The sequence below is a fragment of the Clostridia bacterium genome, assembly GCA_028698525.1.
In the GTDB taxonomy this organism is placed as follows: Bacteria; Bacillota; Clostridia; order JAQVDB01; family JAQVDB01; genus JAQVDB01.
In genome coordinates this window covers 1-24,828 of record JAQVDB010000027.1, presented here as the reverse complement: position 1 = coordinate 24,828, position 24,828 = coordinate 1, and the positions used below count along the sequence as shown (strand labels likewise).

Here is a 24,828-nt window from a genome sequence, read left to right as displayed (position 1 = left end):
CAATTATCGTTTAAAATATCAATTGATGATCATTGGAATTTGACAGTTTCTAGTTTGAAAGGGGATGATAAAGAAATGGAGTATAAGGATTATTATAAAATATTGGGTATTGATAAAAATGCGACAAAGGATGAGATAAAAAAAGCATATAGAAAACTTGCAAAGAAATATCATCCGGATATAAACAAGAATAATAAAAAAGCAGAAGAAAAGTTTAAGGATATAAGTGAAGCCTATAAAGTATTGAGCGATGATGAAAAGAGAAAAAAATATGATACATTTGGCAATAGCTACAATTTCCAGGATGGATATAATTTTGATCCTTCTCAATTTGCTGGTGCAGGTGGCAGGCGTGCATATACTTATAGGACTTCTACCGATGGATTTAGCGATTTTTTCAATATGTTTTTTGGCGACAATGGAATAGATTTAGATAATATGTTCAGAGGTTTTGGCAGTACACAAGGACAAAATCACACAGGCTTCAACTTTCAGACAGCCGATGATAGTTATCATGTAGATAAAAGAGATATAAATGCTCAAGTTACATTGCCCTTAAAACAAGCATACTCCGGAGTTGTTAAAAAAATTAAGGTGAGAGACGGAGGCGGGGGTGTAAAAAGTATAAGGGTTAAAATACCTGAAGGTATAAAAGATGGAGAAAAGATACGGCTGAGAGGTCAAGGTATAAATGGAGGAGACATTATATTAAATGTAAAGATTGAAAAAGATCAAAAGCTGGACATTCAAGGCATTGACCTTTATATGGATCTCGACATATATCCATGGGATGCTGCATTGGGAATCAGGACAAAGATAAAAACCATAGATAATGAAAATGTTATGGTGAATATACCGCCTGGAACAAATACAGGCAACAAGTTGAGGATTCGCTCAAAAGGCTATAAAGATAGAAAAGGGAATAGAGGAGATCTTTATGTGGTTACAAGGCTGGTTAATCCTAAGACTATTTCATCAGAACAGAAAAAGCTGTATATGAGATTAAGAGAAGAATATGCTAGCAAAAAATAATGGAAGGAGAGATGCTGTTTGGATATAAATAAATTTACAGAAAAAGCACAGCAGGCAATCATGGATGCACAAAAAAACTCCATAAGGTATAAGCATCAGGAGTTTGACGTAGAACATGTTCATTTGGCTCTATTAAACCAAGAACAAGGTTTGATCCCTGAACTTTTAAAATCTATGAATATTCCTATAGATAGATATATAGATGATCTGAAGAAAGACTTGGAAAAAAGACCGAAGGTAATAGGTAATGTGCAGTCCTATGCAACCAGAAGAGTGAATGAACTCTTTATAAAGGCTGAGGATATTGCAAAGCAGTTTAAAGATGAGTATATGAGTGTGGAACATTTATACATTGCGATACTAGAAGAGAAGGATACCCCAAGCTCACGTATTATAGACAAATATGCAGTGACAAAGGAGGGTTTTTTGACTGCATTGTCCAATGTCCGAAAAAATAACAGGATTACCAACCAGAATCCTGAAAACACATATAATGCACTGCAAAGATTTGGAAGGGAATTGGTAGAAGAGGCTAGAAACAACAAGTTGGATCCAGTGATAGGAAGGGATGAAGAGATAAGAAGGACGGTTAGAATTCTTTCCAGGAGGACAAAAAACAACCCTGTATTGATAGGCGAGCCGGGAGTGGGCAAAACTGCAGTTGTAGAAGGCCTTGCACAAAGAATAATGAAGGGGGATGTACCTGAGACCCTTAAAGATAAGAAGATGTTCTCATTGGATATGGGTTCTTTGATTGCAGGGGCTAAGTATAGAGGCGAATTTGAAGAAAGGCTGAAAGCTGTATTGGATGAGATAAAAAAGTCCGAAGGTGAAATTCTTCTATTCATAGATGAAATTCATAATATAGTAGGAGCTGGAAAAACAGAGGGTTCTATGGATGCAGGCAATATTTTAAAACCCATGTTAGCAAGAGGTGAGTTGCATTGTATAGGCGCTACAACACTAGATGAATATAGGAAATATATAGAAAAGGATGCAGCCCTGGAGAGAAGATTTCAGCCTGTAATGATTGATCAGCCCGACGTAGAAGATACAATATCCATATTGAGGGGGCTTAAGGAGAAATTTGAAATTCACCACGGAGTCAGAATAAAGGATAATGCCCTGATAGCAGCAGCAGTGCTTTCACACAGATATATATCTGATAGATTTTTACCTGATAAAGCTATAGATTTAATTGATGAAGCAGGAGCTATGTTAAGAACAGAAATAGATAGCATGCCTGCCGAATTAGATGAGATTACCAGGAGGATTATGCAGCTGGAGATAGAAAGAGAAGCATTAAAAAAAGAAAAAGACGAAGGTTCTAAAAAGCGGTTGAAAGATATTGAAAAGCAGATATCTGATATGAGAAACAACTTAGATGTTTTAAAAGCACAGTGGAAACGTGAAAAGGGCGCTATAAAGAATATAAGGTCTACAAAAAAACAAATCGATGAAACCAAGCTGCAGATTGAAAGGGCGGAAATGGCCTATGACCTCAACAAAATGGCAGAGCTAAAGTATGGGGTTTTACCGGAGCTAGAGAACAAGTTGAAAGAGGAAAAAGAAAGAATAGAAAACAGTGATGGCAGGCTTTTGAAAGAAGAGGTAACAGAAGATGAGATTGCAGAGATTGTATCCAAATGGACAGGAATACCTGTCAACAAACTGATGGAAAATGAGAGAGAAAAATTATTGAGACTGGATGAAATACTGCATCAGCGAGTTATCGGGCAACAAGAAGCGGTTAAGGCAGTGGCTGATGCAGTGATAAAAGCCCGAGCAGGTTTAAAAGATCCTAAAAAGCCTATAGGTTCATTTATATTTTTAGGACCTACAGGAGTAGGAAAGACCGAGGTTGCACGCACCCTTGCAAATGTATTATTTGACAGCGAGGAAAACATGGTCAGGATAGATATGTCTGAATATATGGAGAAGTTTTCAGTATCCAGGCTTATCGGTGCACCTCCAGGATATGTAGGATATGAAGAAGGGGGCCAATTGACTGAAGCAGTGAGGAGAAAACCATATTCAGTAGTCCTCTTTGACGAGATAGAAAAAGCCCATTCCGATGTATTCAATATATTGCTTCAACTTTTGGATGAAGGAAGACTTACAGACAGCCAAGGTCATACTGTAGATTTTAAAAATACAATCATAATAATGACCTCAAATATTGGAAGCAGAATATTGATGGAAAGATTGATGGACAAACGCCATATAGATGAAAAAACTAGAGAATTGGTATCAGAGGAGATGAGAAGACATTTCAGACCTGAATTTTTAAATAGGCTGGATGACATTGTTTTGTTTAAACCATTGACTAAAGAAGAAATAAAGGGCATCGTAGACATACAATTTAGACATATTCTAAGCCGTATAAAAGATAGGGGGATAACACTTTCTATGACAGACTCTGCAAAGCAAGTGATAGTGAAAAATGGTTTTGATCCTGTATATGGTGCAAGGCCTATAAAGAGATATATGGAAAAGAGTATTGAAACAGAACTAGGTAGATTGATAATAAGTGGAGAAGTTACCTCTGGTTCAGATGTACTTATCGATGGTCAAGATGACAAATTAGTATTTAATGTAAAAAAACTATAAAACATATTTTTAATTGTATACGTCTATGATATAATATAACCTAAAGTAATCGAACAAGGAGTGTATAGATGTGACCGGAGGAATAAAGTTGCAAGAATATATATTGAATGAGCTGAGAAAAAATAAAACTAAGGTTGAAGTAAGACTGACCAATGGATATCAGATATTAGGAACAATATCAGGGTTTGATTCTTTTGTTATTATCATAAAGAGTGGAGATAAACAGATGGTTGTATATAAACATGCGATTTCTACCATTACACCTGAAAGACCTGTCGACCTTAAGTTAGCAGAGTAAAATAAAATTGTAAAAAAACAGATAGAGAATTTATGTCTATCTGTTTTTTTAATTAGCCTAATGTTATACTGCGAGCCTGATACCTGTTGATCGCTATTCTTAATAGATTTTGCTACAATTTTTACGAAAAGCAAAGAAACTTGGATAAAGTTGCTTTTAAAAGCAAGAATAGGCCTAAAAAATTATGCAATCAAGAATGTTTGACTTTGACTTACCTTGACCTTCGTGTTAACATATAATCAGAGAAAATTATTTGGAGGTGGTTGGTAATGTTTGATATGGTTCCTTTTAGAAGGAAAAATGAATTGAGGAGTATGTTTGATGATTGGTTTGATACATTTTTTAGGGAAGAGCTTGATTTTCCTGTCACATCCAAAACTTTTAGGGCAGATTTAAAAGAGACTGACAAAGAATATGTTGTAGAAGCAGAATTGCCTGGTTTTAAAAAAGATGATATTGAAATCAGAGTTAAGGACAATGTTTTAACCATAAAGGCAGTTAAGGATCAAGAGGTGAAAGAAGAAGATAAAAATTACATCAGAAGAGAAAGAAGAAGTGGAAGTGTCATCAGGTCATTTGCATTTGATAACATCAAACAAGATAAGGTAAAGGCAAAGTACAAGAATGGAATTCTCATGATAAATCTGCCTAAAGAAAAACAAGAGGTAGCAGACCAATACAAGATAGAAATCGAATAAAAAAATAACTGGATATTATATCCAGTTATTTTTTTATGCATGTATTGCCAAGCCATAAACATCCTCAGCGGCTTCATATACTGTTTCAGCTATAGTGGGGTGAGCGTGTATTGTAGAAACGATTTCGCTGCATTTCCCTTTATTTTGGATTACTACGCCTACTTCTGCGATCAAATCTGTGGTATGAGCCCCAAACATCTGAGCACCCAATAGAATATCGGATTCAGCATCTACAACTAATTTTATGAAGCCATTGGGTTCACCCATAGAAAGGGCTTTCCCGTTTCCTACAAAGTTAAATCTACCTAATTTAACTTTATATCCTTTTTCTTTAGCTTCTTTTTCAGTCATGCCTACAGATGCTAATTCAGGATGGGTATAGACACAGCTAGGTATTGCATGATAATCCATTGTAGAATCTTTCCCCATTATATTTTCAACAGCAACTATTCCTTCCCTTGATGCTACATGGGCTAGATCATATAGTGTGCTGCATACATCTCCAATAGCATATACGCCTTCAACGTTTGTGCGCATATGTTCATCAACTAATATCTTTCTGCCTTTATCATCTAATTTAAGGCCTAGATATTCTAAATTAATGTCGTCTATATTAGTTTTTCTACCTATTGATATCAATACCTTGTCACAGCTTATAGTTTCCCCGTTGGAGAGTACTACATCTGCTCCTTCGGCTTTTTTATTTATTGATTTGGCAGATACATCGGTATATACCTTAATACCTTTTTTCTTGAAGTTCTTCAAAGTAGCATTTGCAAGTTCTTCATCAAGGTTAGCCAGTATGCTAGGCAAAAGCTCTACAATTGTAACCTCGGTACCTAAAGTGTTATAAAGATTTGCGAATTCACATCCTATTACTCCACCGCCTATTACTACTAGTTTTTTAGGAACTTGGTTCCAGTTAAGTCCTTCGTTGCTGGAGCAAACTGTTTTACCGTCGTACCCGAAAAATTTAGGAAGTGCAGGCGATGTACCGGTAGCTATAATAACGTTGTCAGCAGAAATATATTTTGTTTCTTTTTCAGTATCTACCTTTATTTCCTTGCTGCTTAAGAATTTAGCATGTCCTTTTATCAAGTCAATTTTATTTTTCTTAACTAAAAATTTAACCCCATTGACTAATTGCTTAACAACTCCGTCTTTTCTCTGAACCATTTTAGAAAGATCTACATTAATATTGTCGATGGTTATACCGTGTTGATTTGCTTCTTCGAATTTAGAGTATATTTCAGCAGATGCAAGAAGTGATTTTGTTGGGATACATCCCCAATTGAGACAAGTTCCGCCTACATTTTCTTTTTCTATCAGGCATACTTTTGCTCCCAATTGTGCTGCGCGTATAGCTGCTACGTATCCACCAGGGCCTGCGCCAAGAACCGCAACTTTATAATCCATATATATCTCCTCCATTTATAAAATCGTTTGAATGTACCAATACTATCTTTTACTATCTTTATTAATTGTATGATTAGAGAGGTATATTGTCAATAAGAATGTGACAAAATTAACATAAAATCGATGATAAAATGAAAAAATATAACATCAATCATGTAATGTTTATGATGATAACAAGTAACATATGTTCAAAAAACTATGTTAAATTGTAACGTTTCTATTGTTATTTATTTACCGGTATGATATAATTATTTCGAGTAAAAAATGTAAAGGGGATAAATATGAAAAAGGTGGTTCAGTTTGGTGCCGGTAACATAGGCAGGGGTTTTATGGGACAATTGTTCTATCAATCGGGATATGAAATTGTATTCAGCGATGTAGCCCAAACTATAGTGAATGAACTGAACAAACGGAACAGTTACCCTATAAAGGTAGTTACTAATGATTATACTGAGGAGATTATTATAAAAAATGTCAGAGCGGTAGATGGAACTGATTTTGAAATTGTTGCTGCTGAAATATCTGATGCAGACCTTGTTGCAACCGCTGTTGGGGTAAATGTCCTACCTAAAATAGTCAAACCATTAGTTATGGGATTGAGAAAAAGATGGGAAAACGGCAATTACCAGCCGCTGAACCTTATTATCTGTGAAAATATGTTGGATGCTAATAGATTTTTAGAGGGTATGATTGAAACACAGCTTACAAAAGAAGAAAACCAAAAAAGGAAAAAGACATTTGGGATAGTAGAGGCGTCCATAGGCAGGATGGTACCTGTTATGACTGAAGATATGAGGGAAGGGGATGCCCTCATATTATGGGTGGAACCTTATGCAGAATTACCAGTAGATAGAGATGGATTTGTAGGAGAGATACCACAGATAAAAGGCCTTATACCATATAGCCCTTTCGAATTTTACATACAGAGGAAATTATTTGTGCATAATGCAGGACATGCAATTTTGTCATATCTAGGCTGGCAAAAAGGATATACTTTTATATGGGAGACAATACAAGATGAGTCCCTGAAAAAGATATGCAAGAATGCATTGCTAGAATCAGCCAAAGCACTGTCTAAAGAACATGGTGTTTCATTAGATAGTTTAAATGAGTATATAGATGACTTAATATTTAGGTTTGGAAATAGAGCACTTGGTGATACTATCTTAAGAGTGGGAGGAGATCCTAAAAGAAAGTTATCAAATAATGATAGACTTGTAGGAGCTGCAAAATTTGCTTTTAATCATGGAATAGTTCCATATAATTTAGCATTAGGTATAGCAGCAGGTTTTATGTTTGATGCAAAAACGGATCCCACTGCACTTGAAGTAAGGAGTGCTGTAAAAAAACAAGGAATTGAGGCCGCTGTTCAGATTATAAGCGGGATCGATGAACAAAGCGATTTAGGCAAAATGGTTATCAGTATTTACCAACTTTTAAATGACGGCATTAAGCCTGAAAAAGTATTAAACTATTTAAATTAAGGTGATAATATAATTAAAGCATTATATTATATATTTCTCAAATTACTAATATAAGGAGTGAGAATATTGGCAAAGGATAAATTAGTAGCCAAGGAAAAGAAAGAAGACTTGGTATTTTGGCTGAAACAAATGCGCCATATCCGCTATTTTGAAGAAAAGGTTATGGAATTACTACAAGAAGGTTATATTAAAGGCGGATCTCACCTGTACGCAGGTGAAGAGGCATGTGCAGTAGGAGCTATGGCTGCAATTAGACCAGATGATTATATTACAAGTACACACAGGGGCCATGGACATGCTGTAGCAAAAGATGGAGATCTTAACGAGCTTATGGCTGAAATCTGTGGAAAGGCGACAGGATGCTGTAAAGGTAAGGGTGGAAGTTTGCACCTTGCTGACTTATCTACTGGAAACCTAGGAGCAAATGGTATAGTAGGTGGAAGTTTTGGAATAGCATGTGGTGCTGCTCTATCATCAAAGATGCAAAAGCAAGATAAAGTAGTATTGTGTTTCTTTGGAGACGGTGCAGCTAATACAGGAATAGCTCATGAAGCTATGAATATGGCTGCTGCTTGGAAACTGCCAGTAGTATTTGTTTGTGAAAACAACTTATATGGAATGTCAGTTTCAGTGGAAAGAGCTACATCTGTAAAAGATTTATCTGTAAGGGCTAAAGCATATGATATGCCTGCCATTATAGCTGATGGAATGGATGTGCTTGCAGTTAAAGAAGCGGTAGAGAAAGCTGCAAAAACAGCGAGAAAGGGAGACGGCCCTACATTTGTAGAGCTTAAAACTTATAGATATTTCGGACATTCAAGGAGTGACCCCAGAGCATACAGGACGAAAGAAGAAGAAGCAGAATGGAAGAGCAGAGATGCAATAGAAACTTTTGAAAAGAGATTGATTGAAAACGGAGTAATAACAGAAGAAGAAGCTAAGAAAATAGATCAAGAAGCGTTAGACGACATAAACAAATCAGAGGAGTTTGCTAAGGCAAGCCCTGATCCTAAACCTGAAGCTTTATATGAAGATTTATTTGCTTAAAAAATTTAAAAGAAGGTGAAAAAATGCGTGAGGTAACATATTGGCAAGCTTTGAACGAAGCGTTGAGAGAAGAAATGGATAGAGACCCATCAGTATTTATTTTGGGTGAAGACGTTGCTATATATGGTGGAGCCTATGGTGTAACAAGAGGCTTGTTAGAGGATTATGGAGAAGAAAGAGTAAGAGACACTGCAATAAGTGAACAGGCTATCACTGGTGCAGCTGTTGGTGCTGCTATAACTGGAATGAGACCTATTGCAGAGATAATGTATATTGATTTTACAACAATAGCATCTGACCAATTGATAAATCAGGCTGCAAAGATAAGATATATGTTTGGTGGAAAGGCTAAGGTACCCATGGTATTGAGAACTGAAGGTGGTTCAGGTAGAGGCCTTGCAGCACAGCACTCACAGAGTCTTGAAGCTATGTTCTGTGGAGTACCTGGATTAAAAGTAGTAATGCCTTCCACACCTTATGATGCAAAAGGGCTGTTAAAAGCGGCTATAAGGGAAGACAACCCTATAATGTTTATAGAGCATAAGATGCTTTATGGAACAAAGGGAATGATACCTGAAGGAGAATATATAGTTCCAATCGGATTAGCTGATGTTAAGAGAGAAGGAAAAGATGTAACGATAGTAGCACATTCAAGAATGGTCCTTTATGCTCTTGAAGCTGCTGAAGAATTGGAGAAAGAGGGTATATCAGTAGAAGTAGTTGATACTAGAACATTGAATCCTTTGGATATAGATACCATTGCAAAATCCGTCAAGAAGACAGGCAGAGTAATAATTGCTGAAGAAGGACCAAAAACAGGCGGTGTAGGCGGAGAAGTATGCGCACAAATCAATGAAAACGTATTTGATTACCTTGATGCTCCTATTGTTAGAGTAGCTGGAAAAGATGTTGTTATTCCACGAAACGACTTCCTAGAAAAATTAGCTATACCAGGGGTAGAGGATATTGTAGAAGCTGCTAGAAATTTGGTTGTTAAATAGGAGGTTTAAAATGGTTGAGAAATTAAAGATGCCCATGTTGGGCGAGACGATGGATTCAGGCGTTATAAATAAATGGATAAAAAAAGAAGGGGATTTCATAACAAAAGGTGATCCAATATGTGAAATCCAGACTGACAAAGTTGCAATTGAGTTTGAATCAAATGTAGAAGGTACACTTTTAAAGATAGTAGCAGAACCAGGCGAGGAGCTTCCAATAGGTGCAGTCATCGCTTATTTAGGTGAAGAAGGCGATGAAATACCCGAAGAAGAGGAAGTAAAAGAAGAGGTCGAGCAGGAAGTAAAAGAAGAAGCGAAAGAAGAAGTAGTAGAAAAGGAGACAGTACCTGTAGAACAACCGAAACAACCAGTTAAAACAGTTGCTAGAAAAGATGGTGAGAGAATATTTATATCTCCCAGGGCTAGAAAGTACGCACAAGAGCATGGAATAGATTATTCGAATATAGCTGGAAGTGGGCCCAATGGACGAATAGTTGAGCAGGATGTAATAGACTATCAAAAAGCTGCTCCAGCAGCTGCACCGGCTCAAAAACAAGTTGCTGACAAGGTAGAAGTACCTGTAGCACCAGAAGATGAAGTAATAGAGATGGATAATATGAGGAAGATCATAGCCAGGAGAATGGCTGAAAGCATTTACACAGCGCCTCATTTCTATGCAACTATGGAAATAGATATGACTCAAGTAAAGGAAATACGTGCAAAGATCAATCAATCCTTGGCTGATCAAGGTACTAAAGTATCATTCAATGACATAGTGATAAAGGCTTGTACTCTTGCACTCAAAAAATATCCTTACATGAATAGCTCTATGGCTGATGATCAGGTAGTGCTGCATAAAGATATTAATGTAGGAGTAGCAGTTGCCCTTGAAACCGGATTGATAGTACCTGTAATCAGAAATGCTGACAAGCTAAGTCTTGCTGAGATAGCTGATCAAAGCAAGGAGCTGGTAGACAAAGCTAAAAATAACAAGTTGATGCCTGAAGATTATAAAGGTGGTACATTTACGGTATCCAACTTAGGTATGTTTGGAATAGATCAGTTTACTGCAATAATCAATCAGCCTGAAAGTGCTATTCTCGCAGTTGGTGGCATAGCAGACAAGTTTGTTCCGGTAGACGGACAGCCTGTTGTGAAATCACTTATGAAAGTTACGCTTTCCAGCGATCATAGGGTCATTGACGGTGCTACAGCTGCTAATTTCTTGAAGTACCTAAAGACATTGTTGGAAAATCCATTTATGATGATATAACAAAAATTATATATGCATAGAATTTTACGGGAGGTAGGTTGCTTTTAATCTACCTTCCTGCATATAATAAAGAAATTGTAGGAAGTGATTTTTTGAAGAAGAAAAGAATGGAACATATAAAGTCAATATTGTTAAGCGAGGGAGAGGTACAATTACAGCAGCTTAAAAAGGAATTCCCCGATGTATCCACTATGACGCTCCGTAGAGACTTGATATCTTTAGAGAAAGAAGGGTACTTGATAAGAACCTATGGAGGCGCGATTTTATCCAAAAATGTATTTATCAACGAAGAGGATAATTATAGCAAAAGGATTTATGAAAATATTGAGCAGAAAAATGAGATTGCGCAAAAAGCTGTAGGATTCATAGAAGAGGGAAGGTCTTTATTTTTAGACGCAGGCACCACATTAATGTATTTAGCCCAAAAACTCCCAGATAAAAATCTTTCTATAATTACCAGTGCAGCAAATATCGGATTAGAAGCCATAAAAAAAAGCAATTTGACTGTGATGATTTTAGGTGGAATGCTTAATCGCAACACCCTATCTTTATCAGGTCCTAATGCGTTAAGTCTTTTAAACAATGTAAATATAGATATCGCTTTTATGGGTACATCAGGGTTTTCAATAGACAGTGGTTTTACTAATGCTAATATTTATGAATGCCAACTAAAAATAGAAGTAATAAAAAGGGCTAAAAAGGTAATTATGTTGATGGATACTACGAAATTGAATAAAAATATGCCTTTTACATTTGCAAATCTTGAAGATATTGACATATTGATAACTGATCGATCACTTCCTAAAGATATCAAAAAAGAAGTTGAAAACATGGATGTTGCTGTTTACTAAAATTGCATCTTTTATAAATTAAATATATAATAGATAAGCACAATGTAATTGAGAAAGGAGAATAATATGAAAATATTTATTGATACTGCAAACATTGAGCAGATAAAAGCCGCTCAAGAGCTAGGTGTATTAGATGGTGTTACTACAAATCCAACCATCGTGTCGAGGGAAGGAAGAGGATTTAAAGAACTGATTACCGAGATAGCAAACATGGTGGATGGACCAGTTAATGCTGAAGTGATAAGCCTTGATGCTGATGGAATGGTGTCTGAAGGTGAAAAGCTTGCAAAATGGGCCCCAAACATAGTTGTTAAGATACCTATGACTAAAGAAGGACTGAAAGCTGTAAATAGATTGAGTAAAAAAGGGATAAAGACCAATGTTACCCTTGTTTTTTCAGCTGCTCAAGCATTGTTGGCTGCAAAAGCCGGTGCTGCCTATGTAAGTCCTTTTGTGGGAAGAATTGACGATATTGGAACAGTAGGCATGGATTTGATAAAGACGATTTCCCAGATATTTAAAAATTATGGTATAAAAACAGAGATAATAGTAGCTAGTACCAGAAGTCCGTTACATATAATAGACGTGGCAAAAGCTGGAGCAGATATCGCTACTATTCCTTTCAAGGTAATAGACCAGATGACCAAGCATCCCTTGACAGACAAGGGCATCGAAGGGTTTTTGAAGGATTGGGAGAGTGTCCCGGATAAGACTATAGAATAAAAAAAGGACCTTTATTTAAGGTCTTTTTTTTATAAATTTATATTGGAGGAAAGGATTTTTGTGTAGAATGTAGAAATATAGTATTGAGAATGGGGTGAGTAAAAATGAATTTTGAATTTTGTACTGCAAGTAAAATAATATTTGGGTGCGGTAAAATCGAACAATTAGGAATGATAGTAGAGCAACTAGGCAACAAATATTTGATTGTAAGTGGAGGAAAGTCAGCCCAAAAATCTGGAATTCTCGATGATATTCAAAATCGGATTGAAAGGTCGGGAAAGGCATATACTAATTACCATGGAGTAGCTGGGGAGCCTGGAATAGATACAGTTGACAAGGGGATGAAGATTGCCATTGAAAGCGGTTGTGATGCTGTGATATCAGTTGGTGGCGGGAGTGTTATTGATACCGGTAAAGCCATATCTGCGTTGATAACAAACGGAGGTAGTTTATTAGATTATCTTGAGGGTGTAGGCAAAGGTAAACAGATAACAAAAGATACAGTTCCATTTATCGCTATTCCAACCACATCTGGAACGGGCACTGAAGCCACCAAAAATTCTGTAATAGTATCTAGAAAACATAAGTTTAAACGGAGCATAAGAAGTGAAAAGATGATACCGGATGTAGCAATAGTGGATCCTGAACTTACCATTACCCTACCTGGAAAAGTAACAGCATGGTCTGGGATGGATGCTTTGACTCAATTGATCGAATCCTATGTATCTGCAAAATCCAAGCCTTATACAGACGCCCTTGCAATATATGCACTTAAAGATGCCGGTAAGTGGCTTAAAAAAGCGTATATAGATGGTGAATGCTTGGAAGCGAGAACACGTATGGCATTTGCAAGTTTGACTAGCGGGATTTGCCTAGCTAACTCTGGATTAGGAGCTGTCCACGGTATAGCCGCAGCTTTAGGAGCATGTTACGGAATAAACCATGGGCTAGCGTGTGCGATATTGTTGCCACATGTGATGCAGGTAAACTTAGCAGGTGATGTGAAGAAGTACTCAGATATTGGAGTTGCGCTTACAGGCAAAAAATATGCTGATGAATTAAGCAATGCCAAAGCGGGAATAGAGCACATAACTCAACTGATGCAGGAAATGGATATGCCTACAAGTATTAGAGAGTTTGGTGTTGATACAGATAATATAGAAGTCGATCAGGTAATGAAATCAGCTAGTGGCTCTAGCATGAGCGGGAATCCTGTCAAATTAAATGAAGAACAAATAGCTTCATTATTTGAAAAAATAATGTAAGATAAAAAAAGTTCCATAATTTTATGGAACTTTTTTTATCTTAAAATGCTCTATATATATAGAGGAACCAATATATAGGCGAGAGGGATCAGACGATGAAGAAAAAAAATTTGATCATTGTCGTTTTGGCAATAATTATATGTTATTTGATATTGCCAGCTGGAGATAGTAGACAAGCAGAAAAGGAGGAATTCTCTGAAAATGAAATAATAGATTTTATAACAAAAAAATACCCGGATACTGTTCAAATCAAAAATTTAGAATGTAAGCAAGATTCTTCAGGAGATAGGTGGACTGCGTACATAGTGTTAGAGAATGCAAAGGGCAAATTTTTATATGAGCTGTGTATATCCACTGATAGATATATTCAAATTGAAAATGTAGATTGTATTTTAAAATATGATTCACCCTTCTCCGTTAATGAGGTTGAAAACTTGATTTTATATAAGCATAAAGATGCCCGCATATTGAATATATATAAAAGATCAGACAATTGGATGGTAGAGTTGATAGATGGTGGTGAACACTTCAATGTGATGATAGAGGATGGAAGTGACACATTGACTTATTTGGATTGATATGGAGGTAAAAAGTGTTTAAAAAACTTTTGGTCTTTATTTTTGTTTTTATTATGATATTCCTTGTAGGATGTGTAGACATTGTAGTGGATTTAAAAATAGACCAAGATATGTCATCTAATATAGTGTATATAATAGACGTTGAATCATTTCCGAAATATAATCAATTATTAGGAAATATGATAAAAAAGATAGCAAATGCAAACGATTTTGAATACCGGACAGAAAAAGATGTAATATATATATCTAAACAGATATCGGATATAACAAAAGATTATAGAGAGCTGTTTTTAACTGATATTTCAACAGAGGATACCACTTATTCAACTGATGAGCTCCCTTTTAAAATAGACCGGGGTTTAATCTTAAATACTATTACCATAGATCAATCTTTAGATTTGATGCCCAAAGATGGGGTGGATGACCCAGAACTAATCGATCTATTGAATACCGGTATAAATGAATATGTAAATTTTAGTTTAAATTTAACCACTCCAATAAAACCATTCAAAAGCAATGCAGATTCTATCCAGCATAATACTCTAAGTTGGAACTTCGATAATTTAGGTAGAGCAAGGATTTTTGTTCAATATAGGTTATATAATTTTAACAATATTATCATTATAGTTACATTAATAATCATGATTTTGATAGCACTTATTTTGTATAAAAGGAAAGTCAAAGATAAGAATTAGTATATTTCCATATATTTCATCCCATAATAGTTAATGGGGTGATTTTATGTTTTTAGATAGAAAAAGTAATGATAGAAAAATCAAACATGTATTGCTTTCGGACAATAAAAGGTCTTTTGTAGGCGGATTGATAGATCGGATCTTTGCCGGTGTTATTTTATCTTTATTAACTTTTCTTTTAACTACAAGCATAACGGATGATATATATATGGGATATTTTATCGCTATATCTGTGTTTATTATCTTTTGCATTTTATTGAAGAAAATCAGGGAGAAAAAAGAACATGATATAATAGAAACAAAATATAATGAATATGAGAAGTCATGTTTCTTTCATATGCTATCTCAAAAAGATATACATTCTTTTTCAGAGTTTATATTGGACATGGCAAAAGAATATAAAAGCGTAGACAACATCAGTTTCCATAAGGAATTATCTTTGTATACAGTTGATTATACTGGATTAGAAGGCAAAAAAAGTGTATTGATAAGATTTATGCAGCTTTTAGAACATGACAACATAAGCTTTTCACGGGCTGTGAAAAGCTTTGAAAATATAGTAAATATAGAGGGATATAAAGCTGGATATCTTTTTACCGATAAAATTATTAAAAACAAAAGAGCTGGATATGAAAAAATCAAGGTATTTGATGGCAGTCATATAATGCAGATGGCGTGTGAGCAAAATAAGTTGCCTGGCTATGAGGATGTAAAAAAACACATGCTTTTAAAATCCGGTTATCCAAAGATAAACAGTATCTATAAGAATAATGGTTTGAAATTTATCTATTTATCTTTTGTTTTATTTTTCTTTTCTTTTATCGCTTCATATAGAAATTATTATGTGTTTGCATCTCTAATAATTTTCTTTGTTGGAACGGGATTACTGATAGAATACCGGGGAAAAAAACTTGAGTAATACAGGGAAAAAATATATAATATGGTGTGCAGTGTGTATATTATCTATTATTTAAGAGACAACAGTTAATTGAGTCTATCGGCATGAAATAGCAAATGGAGGAAATCCGAATGAATTATATAAGTTCAAGAGGTAAAGTGGAAGTAAAGCAGGCATCTGAAGTAATAAAAATGGGTATTTCTCCGGATGGAGGGTTATTTTGTCCAGAGCAAATACCTATATTTCTGAACAACCCTGACATCATTAAGCGATTTCAAAGTTTAGATTATAAGGGTATTGCTCAGGTTGTTTTTAGTATGTTTTTATCAGATTTTGATGAATATGATATAGAAAAGTGTATAAATGAAGCATATAGTAAAGATAAGTTTGACACATCCTATATTACTCCATTGGTTAAACTGGGGGATAGTTCTTATGTGTTAGAATTGTGGCATGGGCCTACAGCTGCTTTTAAGGATATAGCCCTTCAGATATTACCTCACTTTATGACAACGGCATTGAAAAAGACAGGCGAGGATAAGGAAATAGTTATACTGGTTGCGACTTCAGGGGATACCGGTAAAGCTGCACTTGAGGGCTTTAAAGATGTTAAAGGCACAAAGATTATAGTTTTTTATCCTCAAGAAGGTGTAAGTGAAGTACAAAGATTGCAGATGATTACACAAGCTGGAGAAAATACACATGTGGTTGCTATAAGTGGAAACTTTGATGATGCACAGACTGCTGTAAAAAAGATGTTTGTAGACCAAGATTTTTCATCCGAATTAAAAAAGAAAAATTATAAATTATCTTCAGCTAATTCTATAAATTGGGGTAGATTGCTTCCTCAAGTGGTGTACTATATATACGCTTATTTTTCATTGGTCAAGGCAAAAGAGATATCGATGGGGGAGAAGCTGAACATAGTAGTACCTACAGGAAATTTCGGTAACATACTTGCAGCATTTTATGCAAAAAAGATGGGACTCCCTATAAACAGGTTGATATGTGCATCCAATACCAATAATATATTAACTGACTTTATTAATACAGGGGTGTATGATTGCAATAGGCCATTCTATAAGACTGTATCTCCATCTATGGATATATTAATTTCTAGTAATTTGGAGAGACTGCTTTTTGAGTTATCTGGTCATGATTATTATATTATCAGAAGTTGGATGGGGGATTTATCATCAAATAATAGGTATAAAGTAGACAAAGGGATGCTCTCTAAAATTCAGCGAATTTTTTGGGCTGATTACGCAAGTGATCAGGAGACATTGGATACTATTAAAGATGTTTATAAAGAGTTTAATTATTTGATGGATACTCATACTGCAGTAGCTGTAAATGTTCTGAAAAAATATATTGCCCAAACTAAAGATAACACTAAAACAGTGATAGCTTCTACTGCAAGTCCTTTTAAGTTTGCTGACGATGTGTTAAAAGCGATATACGAGGATGGTTGTGCTAAAGTATCTAGTGAATATGAAATGATCAATATTTTATCTAAAAAGACAGGAGTGCCTATTCCAGAAGGATTGAGGGATTTGGATGAAAAGGAGATATTGCATGATGCATCATGCAATAAGAATAATTTCAAACAAACGGTGAAGGACATATTGTCAGTTTGAATATGATAAAAGGTGATAATAATGAAGATATATGGAATAAGTGATTTACACCTTGATACTATGGTTGATAAGCCTATGGATAAGTTCGGACAACAATGGAATAACCATTGGGATAAGATAAAAGAGGATTGGAAAAGCAAGGTAGAGGAAGATGATATAATACTTATTCCTGGCGATATTTCCTGGGCTATGGAAATAATCGATGCTTATTATGACTTATATAAGATATCTATATTGCCAGGCAACAAGGTTTTTTGTAGAGGCAACCATGATTTTTGGTGGAAGTCGTTAAAAAAAATTAATAGGTTGGGATTGAATAAAGTTTTTTTTATTCAAAATAACAGTACAACCTATGGTAATTATTCTTTTTGTGGCGCAAGAGGCTGGATAAATCCTGGCAATTCGTTTTACGAGACAGATGATGAGAAGATTTACAAAAGAGAATTATTAAGGCTAGAATTATCTTTAAAGAGTGCCCCAGCAGGCACTGATATAATAGTGCTTGTCCATTATCCTCCTTTTACTGATGCTGGAGGTCTTACAGATTTTCATAAAATAATTAAAGATTATGATGTAAAAGCTGTTGTTTATGGACATTTGCATAATGCCAAAAGGCCAGTCGAGGGAGTTTTTGATGGAATAGCTTATTATCTTGTCTCTTGTGATTATCTTGATTTCAAATTAAGAGAGATCTTTTAGCAATAAAACCTGAAAGGTTTTATTGCTAAAAATTATAAATATATTTGGCAATTATTTTGGGCAATTTTTGCTCTTGATCATGATAACCATCCACATTTCCAAATACCCTTATTATATCGCCAGGCTTGAAATCGGGTTTTTTATCGTACTCTATGTAGATTGGTTGGTTTTTACCTTGGTCATATCCCACATCTAATATGAATATAAGTTTATTATCCTGATGATTGATTATCTCAGATACCCTTCCTTTATATAGCACGATTTTATCTTTAAAAGAAGGTGCTTGTGCTGCCAGCTGCCCATATTTTATTGCTAGTGCTTTTCTAGTATATTCATCTTCAGATATTTCTCTTTCTATATTTATTTGTCTAGTAGTAGTTAAATTATCTCCCTTTCGAGCAGTAATTTCAATTATGTTTTCCCCTATATTTTCTAATAATATATCCAGCTTAAACTGTCCTGTGTTTCTGTTCAATGAAATACTTCCATGAATTTTGCTGGTTGTGGTTATTTCCGCATCTTTGTCAGTTGTCCCAGAGATTGTTACAGTATTATTGCTGACTTTATAGGGTATATCGCTATCAAAGGACAGTTTTACGTCGGTTTTTTGTTTGTTCACAGTGAGTGTTTTGGTGTTTTCTAAAAGTCCAGGTGCAGAAGCGGTGACTACCAGTTGGTTGTGCTTTTCTGTTATCGGTATGCTGGTCTCAAAATGCCCCTCTTCATCTATCAAGTCGGAATAATCCCGTTGGTTTATTTCAAGTTTTGCATTTGGCTGTGTAGCTAGAACCACTCTTATGTGATCATCTGGAGTATAGACATCCTTGTCTTTAGGCATTAAAATTTTAAGGGCTGTTAACTTTATATCTATAACATAGCTTATATTTAAGTTTTTGTCTTTCACACCTTTTTTACTGATGATCAAGGGTATATCTACTTTTATTTTTTCTGTTTCTGTTTCATTTTGATCTATAAATTGTCTGTCATCTAACTCTAATTCAACTACTCCATCATGAGCTGTATAAGTTTTATTATTTATCAAAATAGAATTACCTTGATTGGTTTGTATAGTTATTGTATGGGTATTGTTATCAGTTGGTTCTACACTATAGTCAAACCATATAGGTTCAGGCTTTAAATAAATGTTTTTGAGAAGATATGATATCAATACTAAAGTTATACAAATACCTATTGAAGCTAGCACTATTTGCGTTATTTTTGGTTTATTATATGACTTTTTATTTTTGCGCCTTCTTTCTTTTCTGCTCAGCGGGAGAGCGTTATCTATAGCATCGGAATATATATCACTGGATAATTCATCATCGGCAGATTCAACCTGATTTAATAAATATTCTAATTTTTGCTTTTCTTCATAATTATCGAGTTCAGGTTCTCCTTTTATAAGCTTTAATCCACAATTAAAACAATATTTATGGTAACCTTTATTGATAGCCTTACATCTAGGGCACTGCATTTTAACACCTCGTTCAACTGATCTATTTTTAAAGTAAAAATACTTTTGAAATTATCATATTCTATCTATATATTATTTCTAAACAAAAGTGGAAAATCCTTCTTATAAAAAACAATTTTTATAATGATTGTGGTACAAATAGCGGCCTTCATTAATAGAGGTTTCACTTTAATTAGTCAACTAAAAATGTTACAATAAAATTAACACAAGAAATTATAAAATAATGTAACTCTGTTACAAATTCATAATACTGGGGAGGAACAATATATTGGACAAATTTCATGAAGAGGTAGTCATTAAGGAAAAGACAGCTATAGACAGTATACTATATGGCTTAAGTTATGCATTGATGATTATATTTGGTTTTTTGGCTCTAAATTTTTTATTTACTTTATTTAGGGCATTTAGCATACCTATGTTGATTTTTACTGTTTTGTTTGCAGCTATTTCCTATGGAGCATATTTGTTAAGAAACAGTCTCACTGTAGAGTATGAATATACATTTACTAATGGTGAACTGGATTTCGCTAAAGTGATAATGAATAGCAAAAGGAAAGAATTGTTGACTATAAATGTGGAAGATTTTGAGGTGCTTTCTCCGATAACTAATAATAGTTTTAAAGGCGTGTTGAATGATAGGAACATTTCTAAAACTTTTAGATTTCATAGAAACAAACAGGCTGATAAGCTATTTTATGCAACTTTTAATGATGAGACCGGTAAAAAATTATTAATTTTTGAGCCTAGCAATAAATTGGTGGATATGATAAAGATTTATATTCCTAGCAAAGTGATTGTATAAACAGGATTTATAAATTAAGGTTCTCTGTTAGGGAGCCTTAATTTATTATAAATAATATAAAAGTTGTGTTTTGTGTATAATACTTATAAAATAAATAATATTATGCAAATCAAGCAATAGGTGGTGTGACAAGATTTGAAACAAGTCTATTTGGATAATAGCTCAACGACTAAGCCATTCAGACAAGTTGCCGATATAATGTTTGAATATTTGACTGAAAAATACGGGAATCCTTCTTCGCTCCATAGAAAAGGTATTCAGGCGGAAAAAGCGTTGAGGTGGTCTAGGAATATTATAGCTCAAGCATTAGGTGTACAGGCAAAAGAAGTTATTTTTACTTCAGGTGGTACTGAATCAAATAACACGGCGATATTCGGTGCGGTAAATAAGAATAGAAAAATAGGGAATAGGGTTATAACAACAAAGATTGAGCATCCGTCAGTTTTAAATATATTTAGGAATCTTGAATATAGAGGCTATGAAGTAATTTATCTTGATGTTGATTCAAGAGGTATTATAGACTTACGCCAATTGCAGGGAAGTTTGACGGATAATACTATATTGATAAGTATCATGTATGCAAATAATGAGATTGGGAGCATTCAACCAATAGCCGAAATCGGCGATATAGTAAAAAACCACAATGATGAAACATTATTCCATGTAGATGCAGTGCAGGCATTTGGAAAACTAGATATCAATCCTGTTAAAGAGCATATAGATTTATTATCCATCAGTGGACATAAAATACATGGCCCTAAAGGTATCGGCTGTTTATACATAAAAGATGGTAATGCAATAAATAGCGTATTTTATGGCGGAGGTCAGGAGTACGGGATAAGGTCAGGTACAGAAAATATACCTGGTATTGTAGGGTTGGGAAAGGCTGTAGAGATTATATTCAGTGATTTTGAAGCTCAAACAAATAAGATGAGGATCTTAAAGAAAGAATTGATAAACGGTATAAATAAATTGATACCATCGGCAGTATTAAACGGGCCGGAGCCGGACGAGGCAGTTCCACATATTGCCAATATGTCTTTTCCAGGTATACAAGGTGAAATAATGCTTCATGCATTAGAACAATATGGAATTTTTGTTTCTACCGGTTCGGCATGTTCTTCTAACAAATCCAGTATAAGCCATGTGTTATTTGCCACAGGGAAGGACAAAGAAACCATAGAGGGTGCTGTAAGGTTTAGTCTAGGTCATTTCAATGATAAAGAGCAGATAGATTATGCAATCCATAGGGTTGCACAAGTATATAAACAGTTAGTAAGATACAGCAGGAGGTAGATGATGAAAAAGAAGGTAATATTAATACGATATGGGGAGATATATCTTAAAGGGAGAAACAGACCTTTTTTTGAAAGGACATTAGTAAATAGAATAAAACAGGTGCTGGATGAGGTTGGGGATTTTAAGCTAACTAAAGGTCAGGGACGTATTATTGTTGAGGGAGAAAAGGAATTGGATGATGCCATAAACCGATTGACAGAAGTTTTTGGAATTATATCTATAAGTCCGGCCTTTGAAATAGATAAGGATTTTGAAGTAATCAAGAAAGAGGCTTTAAATTTATGCAACCAGCGTTTGAACAATGATATAAAGACCTTTAAGGTGGAAACAAAAAGGGCAGACAAGAAATTTCCGCTCAAATCCCCTGAAATAAGCAGAGAATTAGGAGCATATATCTTACAAAATATAGATCATATAAAAGTTGATGTGAAGAATCCGGATTTAACATTGTTTGTAGAGATAAGAGACAGAGTGTACATATATACCGACATAATTAAAGGGATTGGAGGTATGCCTGTAGGAGCAAATGGCAAGGCTATGCTGTTGCTATCGGGGGGTATAGATAGTCCTGTTGCAGGATGGATGATCGCCAAACGTGGGGTATCACTTGAGGCAGTATATTATCATAGTTTTCCGTTTACTGGCGATAAAGCAAAACAAAAAGTGATAGAACTTGCACACATTCTTTCAAAGTATACAGGACCTATAAAGCTGCATATAGTACATTTTACCGATATACAAAAAGAGTTATATGAAAAATGTCCAGATAATCAGATCACCATTTTAATGAGAAGGTTTATGATGCGTATTGCTGAACAGTTGGCGATAAAAAATAATGCATTAGCCCTTATTACAGGAGAGAGCCTCGGCCAGGTAGCCAGCCAAACTATTGAAAGCCTCAACACTACAAACAGTGTGGTAAAATTACCAGTTTTAAGACCGCTGATCGGATTTGATAAAATTGAAATAATGGATAGAGCTGAACAAATAGGAACATATGAAACCTCTATATTACCATATCAAGATTGTTGTACAGTCTTTGTCCCCAAAAACCCAGTCACAAAGCCTAGACTGGATAAAATCGAGAAATCTGAACAGGTGTTGGATGTGGATAAAATGGTGACAGATGCTGTAAAAAATGTCGAAACTATCGATATTACATGATTTGCTAACATTTTTTATTTATGCTATAATTATTTAGTATTTAAAAAACAAAGAGATAAAGGAACCGATGTTTCTCAGGGAGGTTATATATATGGAAAAATTAAAGATAGACGCTAAAACCAGAAAAACTGGTGTGAAAAGTGTATTAAGCAAGGTTAGAAATGAGGGGTATATTCCTGCGGTGGTTTATGGCAAAGATATTGAGCCAACAGGAATAAGTGTAAAGCGTTCTGATTTCAGGGATATTTATTCTAAACATGGAAAGGCAGCTGTAATCGATTTAAATATAGATGATAGTCAGGTTCACCAGACTATAATAAAAGAAGTTCAGTTTGATTTATTGAAGAATGATTATCTACATATAGATTTTCAGAAAATATCTATGGATCAAATGATAGAATCTATAGTTCCTATAAGACTTATTGGTAGGGAGGCTGCTGAAAAATCCGGAGGATTGGTTGTATATCAGACGGATGAAATAACCATCGAGAGTCTGCCAACAGATATGCTAGAGTCTATAGAAGCTGACATTTCAGATTTAGATATCGGAGATAATTTCAAAGTTGGAGATTTGACTATTCCTGAAGGTGTGACTGTGCTCACAGACCCTGAAGAAGTTATTGCAATTGTTACAGAACCTGAAGAGGAAGAAGTCGAAGAAACAGAAGAAGACGTAGTAGATACAGAAGAAACGGAAGAAGATGCTGATGCTACTGATGATGTTGAAAATACCGACCAATAAAAAATAAGACCCGGCTTTTTTGCCGGGAATAATTTTTTACAGGGGTGAATTGTGATATGTATGATAAAGTGGTAGCAATGCTAAAAGATCGTGGTGTTGAGGTAGAAGATATTGCCCAGCTGGTATTTTTACTTCAATCTAAGTATAAGGATATAACTATAGTTGAGTGTACCCAAAGTGTCTTAAAAGTTTTAGCAAAGAGGGAGATACAGAATGCTGTGATAACTGGTGTTCAATTAGATAAGTTGGCAGAGAAAGATATGTTAGAAGAACCATTGTTAAGCATTATAAAAAGCGATGAGCCTCTGTATGGTATTGATGAGATATTAGCGTTGAGCATTACAAATGTATACGGTTCAATAGGATTTACAAACTATGGATATTTAGACAAAGAAAAACCCGGCATATTAGAATACTTGAATAGGCATTCTAAAGGTCAGGTAAATACTTTTTTAGATGATATTGTTGCGGGAATAGCAGCTGCCGCAAGTGCAAGGATAGCCCATAAAGGAGAAAAACTATAAGGGTAATAGAATATTTTATTCTTTTGCTTTTATAATTCCGCTATAAAGAACTAGCGGAAATTTATCTTTTTCATATGTAGCTGCAATTGCTTGGCCTATAAAAATTGTATGGTCGGCAGCAGGCAGGTATTTTATAAGTTTGCATTCTATGTTTGCTACTGCGCCTTTTATAAGAGGAACCTTGATTTTTTGTGGTTCAAAGGTTTCTATTCCCAATTCTTTTATCTTATCCACATCTTTACCTGAACGGGTTCCACAGTACATGGCTATTTTTCCCTGGTTTTGCGCTAGAATTGTTATTGCAAATTCTTCCGTATCTATTATGAAGTCATGTATATGTCTTTTTGGAGAAACATTTATACATACCCAAAAAGGATCATGGGATATTCTTGTTAGCCAAGAGATTGTAGTGATATTATGTGTTCCTTCTTTTTTTGCTCCTATCAAAGTAACGGGGCAGGGTATTTTCCTAAGAGCCTTTCTTATGATTTGTTTTTCGTTCATTTTAAAAAATCCTCCCAGTTAAGTAGATTTAGATATTATCATATATTGTTAAATCCATATTCCATATTACCACTATTGTATAATAAAAAAATATAAATTAAAATACTATATATATAT

General features: G+C 34.8%; 24 protein-coding genes. 21 read left to right on the top strand and 3 right to left on the bottom strand.

Annotated elements, in window-relative coordinates; translation table 11 throughout:
• Positions 1 to 75 precede the first annotated feature (75 nt).
• From PHP06_05510 to PHP06_05495, 4 genes are all read left to right on the top strand, one after another.
• Positions 76 to 1,032 carry a DnaJ domain-containing protein gene (locus PHP06_05510; GenBank protein MDD3840015.1) on the top strand — a complete coding sequence of 319 codons (957 nt, stop codon included), beginning with the start codon at positions 76 to 78 and terminating at the stop codon, positions 1,030 to 1,032.
• 18 nt (positions 1,033 to 1,050) lie between these two features.
• Positions 1,051 to 3,642: an ATP-dependent chaperone ClpB gene (gene clpB / locus PHP06_05505; protein ID MDD3840014.1), complete on the top strand. Its 2,592-nt coding sequence runs from the start codon at positions 1,051 to 1,053 to the stop codon at positions 3,640 to 3,642.
• Positions 3,643 to 3,712: 70 nt separating this feature from the next.
• Positions 3,713 to 3,940, top strand: a complete 228-nt coding sequence (hfq, locus tag PHP06_05500; GenBank protein ID MDD3840013.1) for an RNA chaperone Hfq — start codon at positions 3,713 to 3,715, stop codon at positions 3,938 to 3,940.
• A 269-nt stretch (positions 3,941 to 4,209) separates the two neighbouring features.
• Entirely contained in the window at positions 4,210 to 4,638 is a 429-nt protein-coding gene (locus PHP06_05495; protein ID MDD3840012.1) for an Hsp20/alpha crystallin family protein, read from the top strand.
• A gap of 33 nt (positions 4,639 to 4,671) precedes the next feature.
• Here the strand turns inward: PHP06_05495 and lpdA are convergent, their stop codons facing one another.
• Positions 4,672 to 6,054 carry a dihydrolipoyl dehydrogenase gene (lpdA, locus tag PHP06_05490; GenBank protein ID MDD3840011.1) on the bottom strand — a complete coding sequence of 461 codons (1,383 nt, stop codon included), beginning with the start codon at positions 6,052 to 6,054 and terminating at the stop codon, positions 4,672 to 4,674.
• Positions 6,055 to 6,335: 281 nt separating this feature from the next.
• Between lpdA and PHP06_05485 the strand changes: the two genes are divergently transcribed.
• The 12 genes from PHP06_05485 to PHP06_05430 all read left to right on the top strand — a co-directional run bounded on the left by PHP06_05485 (position 6,336) and on the right by PHP06_05430 (position 18,202).
• Positions 6,336 to 7,538 carry a mannitol dehydrogenase gene (locus tag PHP06_05485; GenBank protein MDD3840010.1) on the top strand — a complete coding sequence of 401 codons (1,203 nt, stop codon included), beginning with the start codon at positions 6,336 to 6,338 and terminating at the stop codon, positions 7,536 to 7,538.
• 129 nt (positions 7,539 to 7,667) lie between these two features.
• Positions 7,668 to 8,585, top strand: coding sequence for a thiamine pyrophosphate-dependent dehydrogenase E1 component subunit alpha (locus tag PHP06_05480; GenBank protein ID MDD3840009.1), 918 nt, complete (start codon positions 7,668 to 7,670; stop codon positions 8,583 to 8,585).
• Positions 8,586 to 8,608: 23 nt separating this feature from the next.
• Positions 8,609 to 9,586: an alpha-ketoacid dehydrogenase subunit beta gene (locus PHP06_05475; protein ID MDD3840008.1), complete on the top strand. Its 978-nt coding sequence runs from the start codon at positions 8,609 to 8,611 to the stop codon at positions 9,584 to 9,586.
• A 10-nt stretch (positions 9,587 to 9,596) separates the two neighbouring features.
• Complete coding sequence (locus PHP06_05470; protein ID MDD3840007.1) at positions 9,597 to 10,856, top strand: dihydrolipoamide acetyltransferase family protein; 1,260 nt, start codon at positions 9,597 to 9,599, stop codon at positions 10,854 to 10,856.
• A 92-nt stretch (positions 10,857 to 10,948) separates the two neighbouring features.
• Positions 10,949 to 11,707 carry a DeoR/GlpR family DNA-binding transcription regulator gene (locus tag PHP06_05465; GenBank protein MDD3840006.1) on the top strand — a complete coding sequence of 253 codons (759 nt, stop codon included), beginning with the start codon at positions 10,949 to 10,951 and terminating at the stop codon, positions 11,705 to 11,707.
• Between the two features lie 66 nt (positions 11,708 to 11,773).
• Complete coding sequence (gene fsa / locus PHP06_05460) at positions 11,774 to 12,430, top strand: fructose-6-phosphate aldolase (GenBank protein MDD3840005.1); 657 nt, start codon at positions 11,774 to 11,776, stop codon at positions 12,428 to 12,430.
• 104 nt (positions 12,431 to 12,534) lie between these two features.
• Positions 12,535 to 13,695, top strand: a complete 1,161-nt coding sequence (locus tag PHP06_05455) for an iron-containing alcohol dehydrogenase (protein ID MDD3840004.1) — start codon at positions 12,535 to 12,537, stop codon at positions 13,693 to 13,695.
• A gap of 95 nt (positions 13,696 to 13,790) precedes the next feature.
• Positions 13,791 to 14,273: a hypothetical protein gene (locus PHP06_05450; protein MDD3840003.1), complete on the top strand. Its 483-nt coding sequence runs from the start codon at positions 13,791 to 13,793 to the stop codon at positions 14,271 to 14,273.
• A 14-nt stretch (positions 14,274 to 14,287) separates the two neighbouring features.
• Positions 14,288 to 14,968: a hypothetical protein gene (locus PHP06_05445; GenBank protein MDD3840002.1), complete on the top strand. Its 681-nt coding sequence runs from the start codon at positions 14,288 to 14,290 to the stop codon at positions 14,966 to 14,968.
• Positions 14,969 to 15,014: 46 nt separating this feature from the next.
• A complete protein-coding gene (locus PHP06_05440) occupies positions 15,015 to 15,887 on the top strand; it encodes a hypothetical protein (GenBank protein MDD3840001.1) in 873 nt (290 codons plus the stop codon).
• Positions 15,888 to 15,997: 110 nt separating this feature from the next.
• Positions 15,998 to 17,503: a threonine synthase gene (gene thrC, locus PHP06_05435; protein MDD3840000.1), complete on the top strand. Its 1,506-nt coding sequence runs from the start codon at positions 15,998 to 16,000 to the stop codon at positions 17,501 to 17,503.
• A 21-nt stretch (positions 17,504 to 17,524) separates the two neighbouring features.
• Positions 17,525 to 18,202: a metallophosphoesterase gene (locus PHP06_05430; GenBank protein MDD3839999.1), complete on the top strand. Its 678-nt coding sequence runs from the start codon at positions 17,525 to 17,527 to the stop codon at positions 18,200 to 18,202.
• A 25-nt stretch (positions 18,203 to 18,227) separates the two neighbouring features.
• Here PHP06_05430 and PHP06_05425 read toward each other — a convergent pair whose 3' ends face one another.
• Positions 18,228 to 19,676, bottom strand: a complete 1,449-nt coding sequence (locus PHP06_05425; protein ID MDD3839998.1) for a hypothetical protein — start codon at positions 19,674 to 19,676, stop codon at positions 18,228 to 18,230.
• Positions 19,677 to 19,944: 268 nt separating this feature from the next.
• On the opposite strand from PHP06_05425, the gene PHP06_05420 reads away from it, so the two are divergent.
• From PHP06_05420 to PHP06_05400, 5 genes are all read left to right on the top strand, one after another.
• A complete protein-coding gene (locus PHP06_05420) occupies positions 19,945 to 20,478 on the top strand; it encodes a hypothetical protein (protein MDD3839997.1) in 534 nt (177 codons plus the stop codon).
• A gap of 135 nt (positions 20,479 to 20,613) precedes the next feature.
• Complete coding sequence (locus PHP06_05415) at positions 20,614 to 21,774, top strand: cysteine desulfurase family protein (GenBank protein MDD3839996.1); 1,161 nt, start codon at positions 20,614 to 20,616, stop codon at positions 21,772 to 21,774.
• 3 nt (positions 21,775 to 21,777) lie between these two features.
• A complete protein-coding gene (gene thiI / locus PHP06_05410) occupies positions 21,778 to 22,941 on the top strand; it encodes a tRNA 4-thiouridine(8) synthase ThiI (GenBank protein ID MDD3839995.1) in 1,164 nt (387 codons plus the stop codon).
• 91 nt (positions 22,942 to 23,032) lie between these two features.
• Positions 23,033 to 23,683, top strand: a complete 651-nt coding sequence (locus tag PHP06_05405; protein ID MDD3839994.1) for a 50S ribosomal protein L25 — start codon at positions 23,033 to 23,035, stop codon at positions 23,681 to 23,683.
• Positions 23,684 to 23,739: 56 nt separating this feature from the next.
• The gene (locus tag PHP06_05400) at positions 23,740 to 24,207 is read left to right on the top strand and encodes a phosphatidylglycerophosphatase A (GenBank protein ID MDD3839993.1); all 468 of its coding nucleotides are present in this window, start codon (positions 23,740 to 23,742) and stop codon (positions 24,205 to 24,207) included.
• Positions 24,208 to 24,222: 15 nt separating this feature from the next.
• Here PHP06_05400 and PHP06_05395 read toward each other — a convergent pair whose 3' ends face one another.
• Complete coding sequence (locus PHP06_05395) at positions 24,223 to 24,711, bottom strand: flavin reductase family protein (GenBank protein ID MDD3839992.1); 489 nt, start codon at positions 24,709 to 24,711, stop codon at positions 24,223 to 24,225.
• Between the last annotated feature and the right edge of the window lie 117 nt (positions 24,712 to 24,828).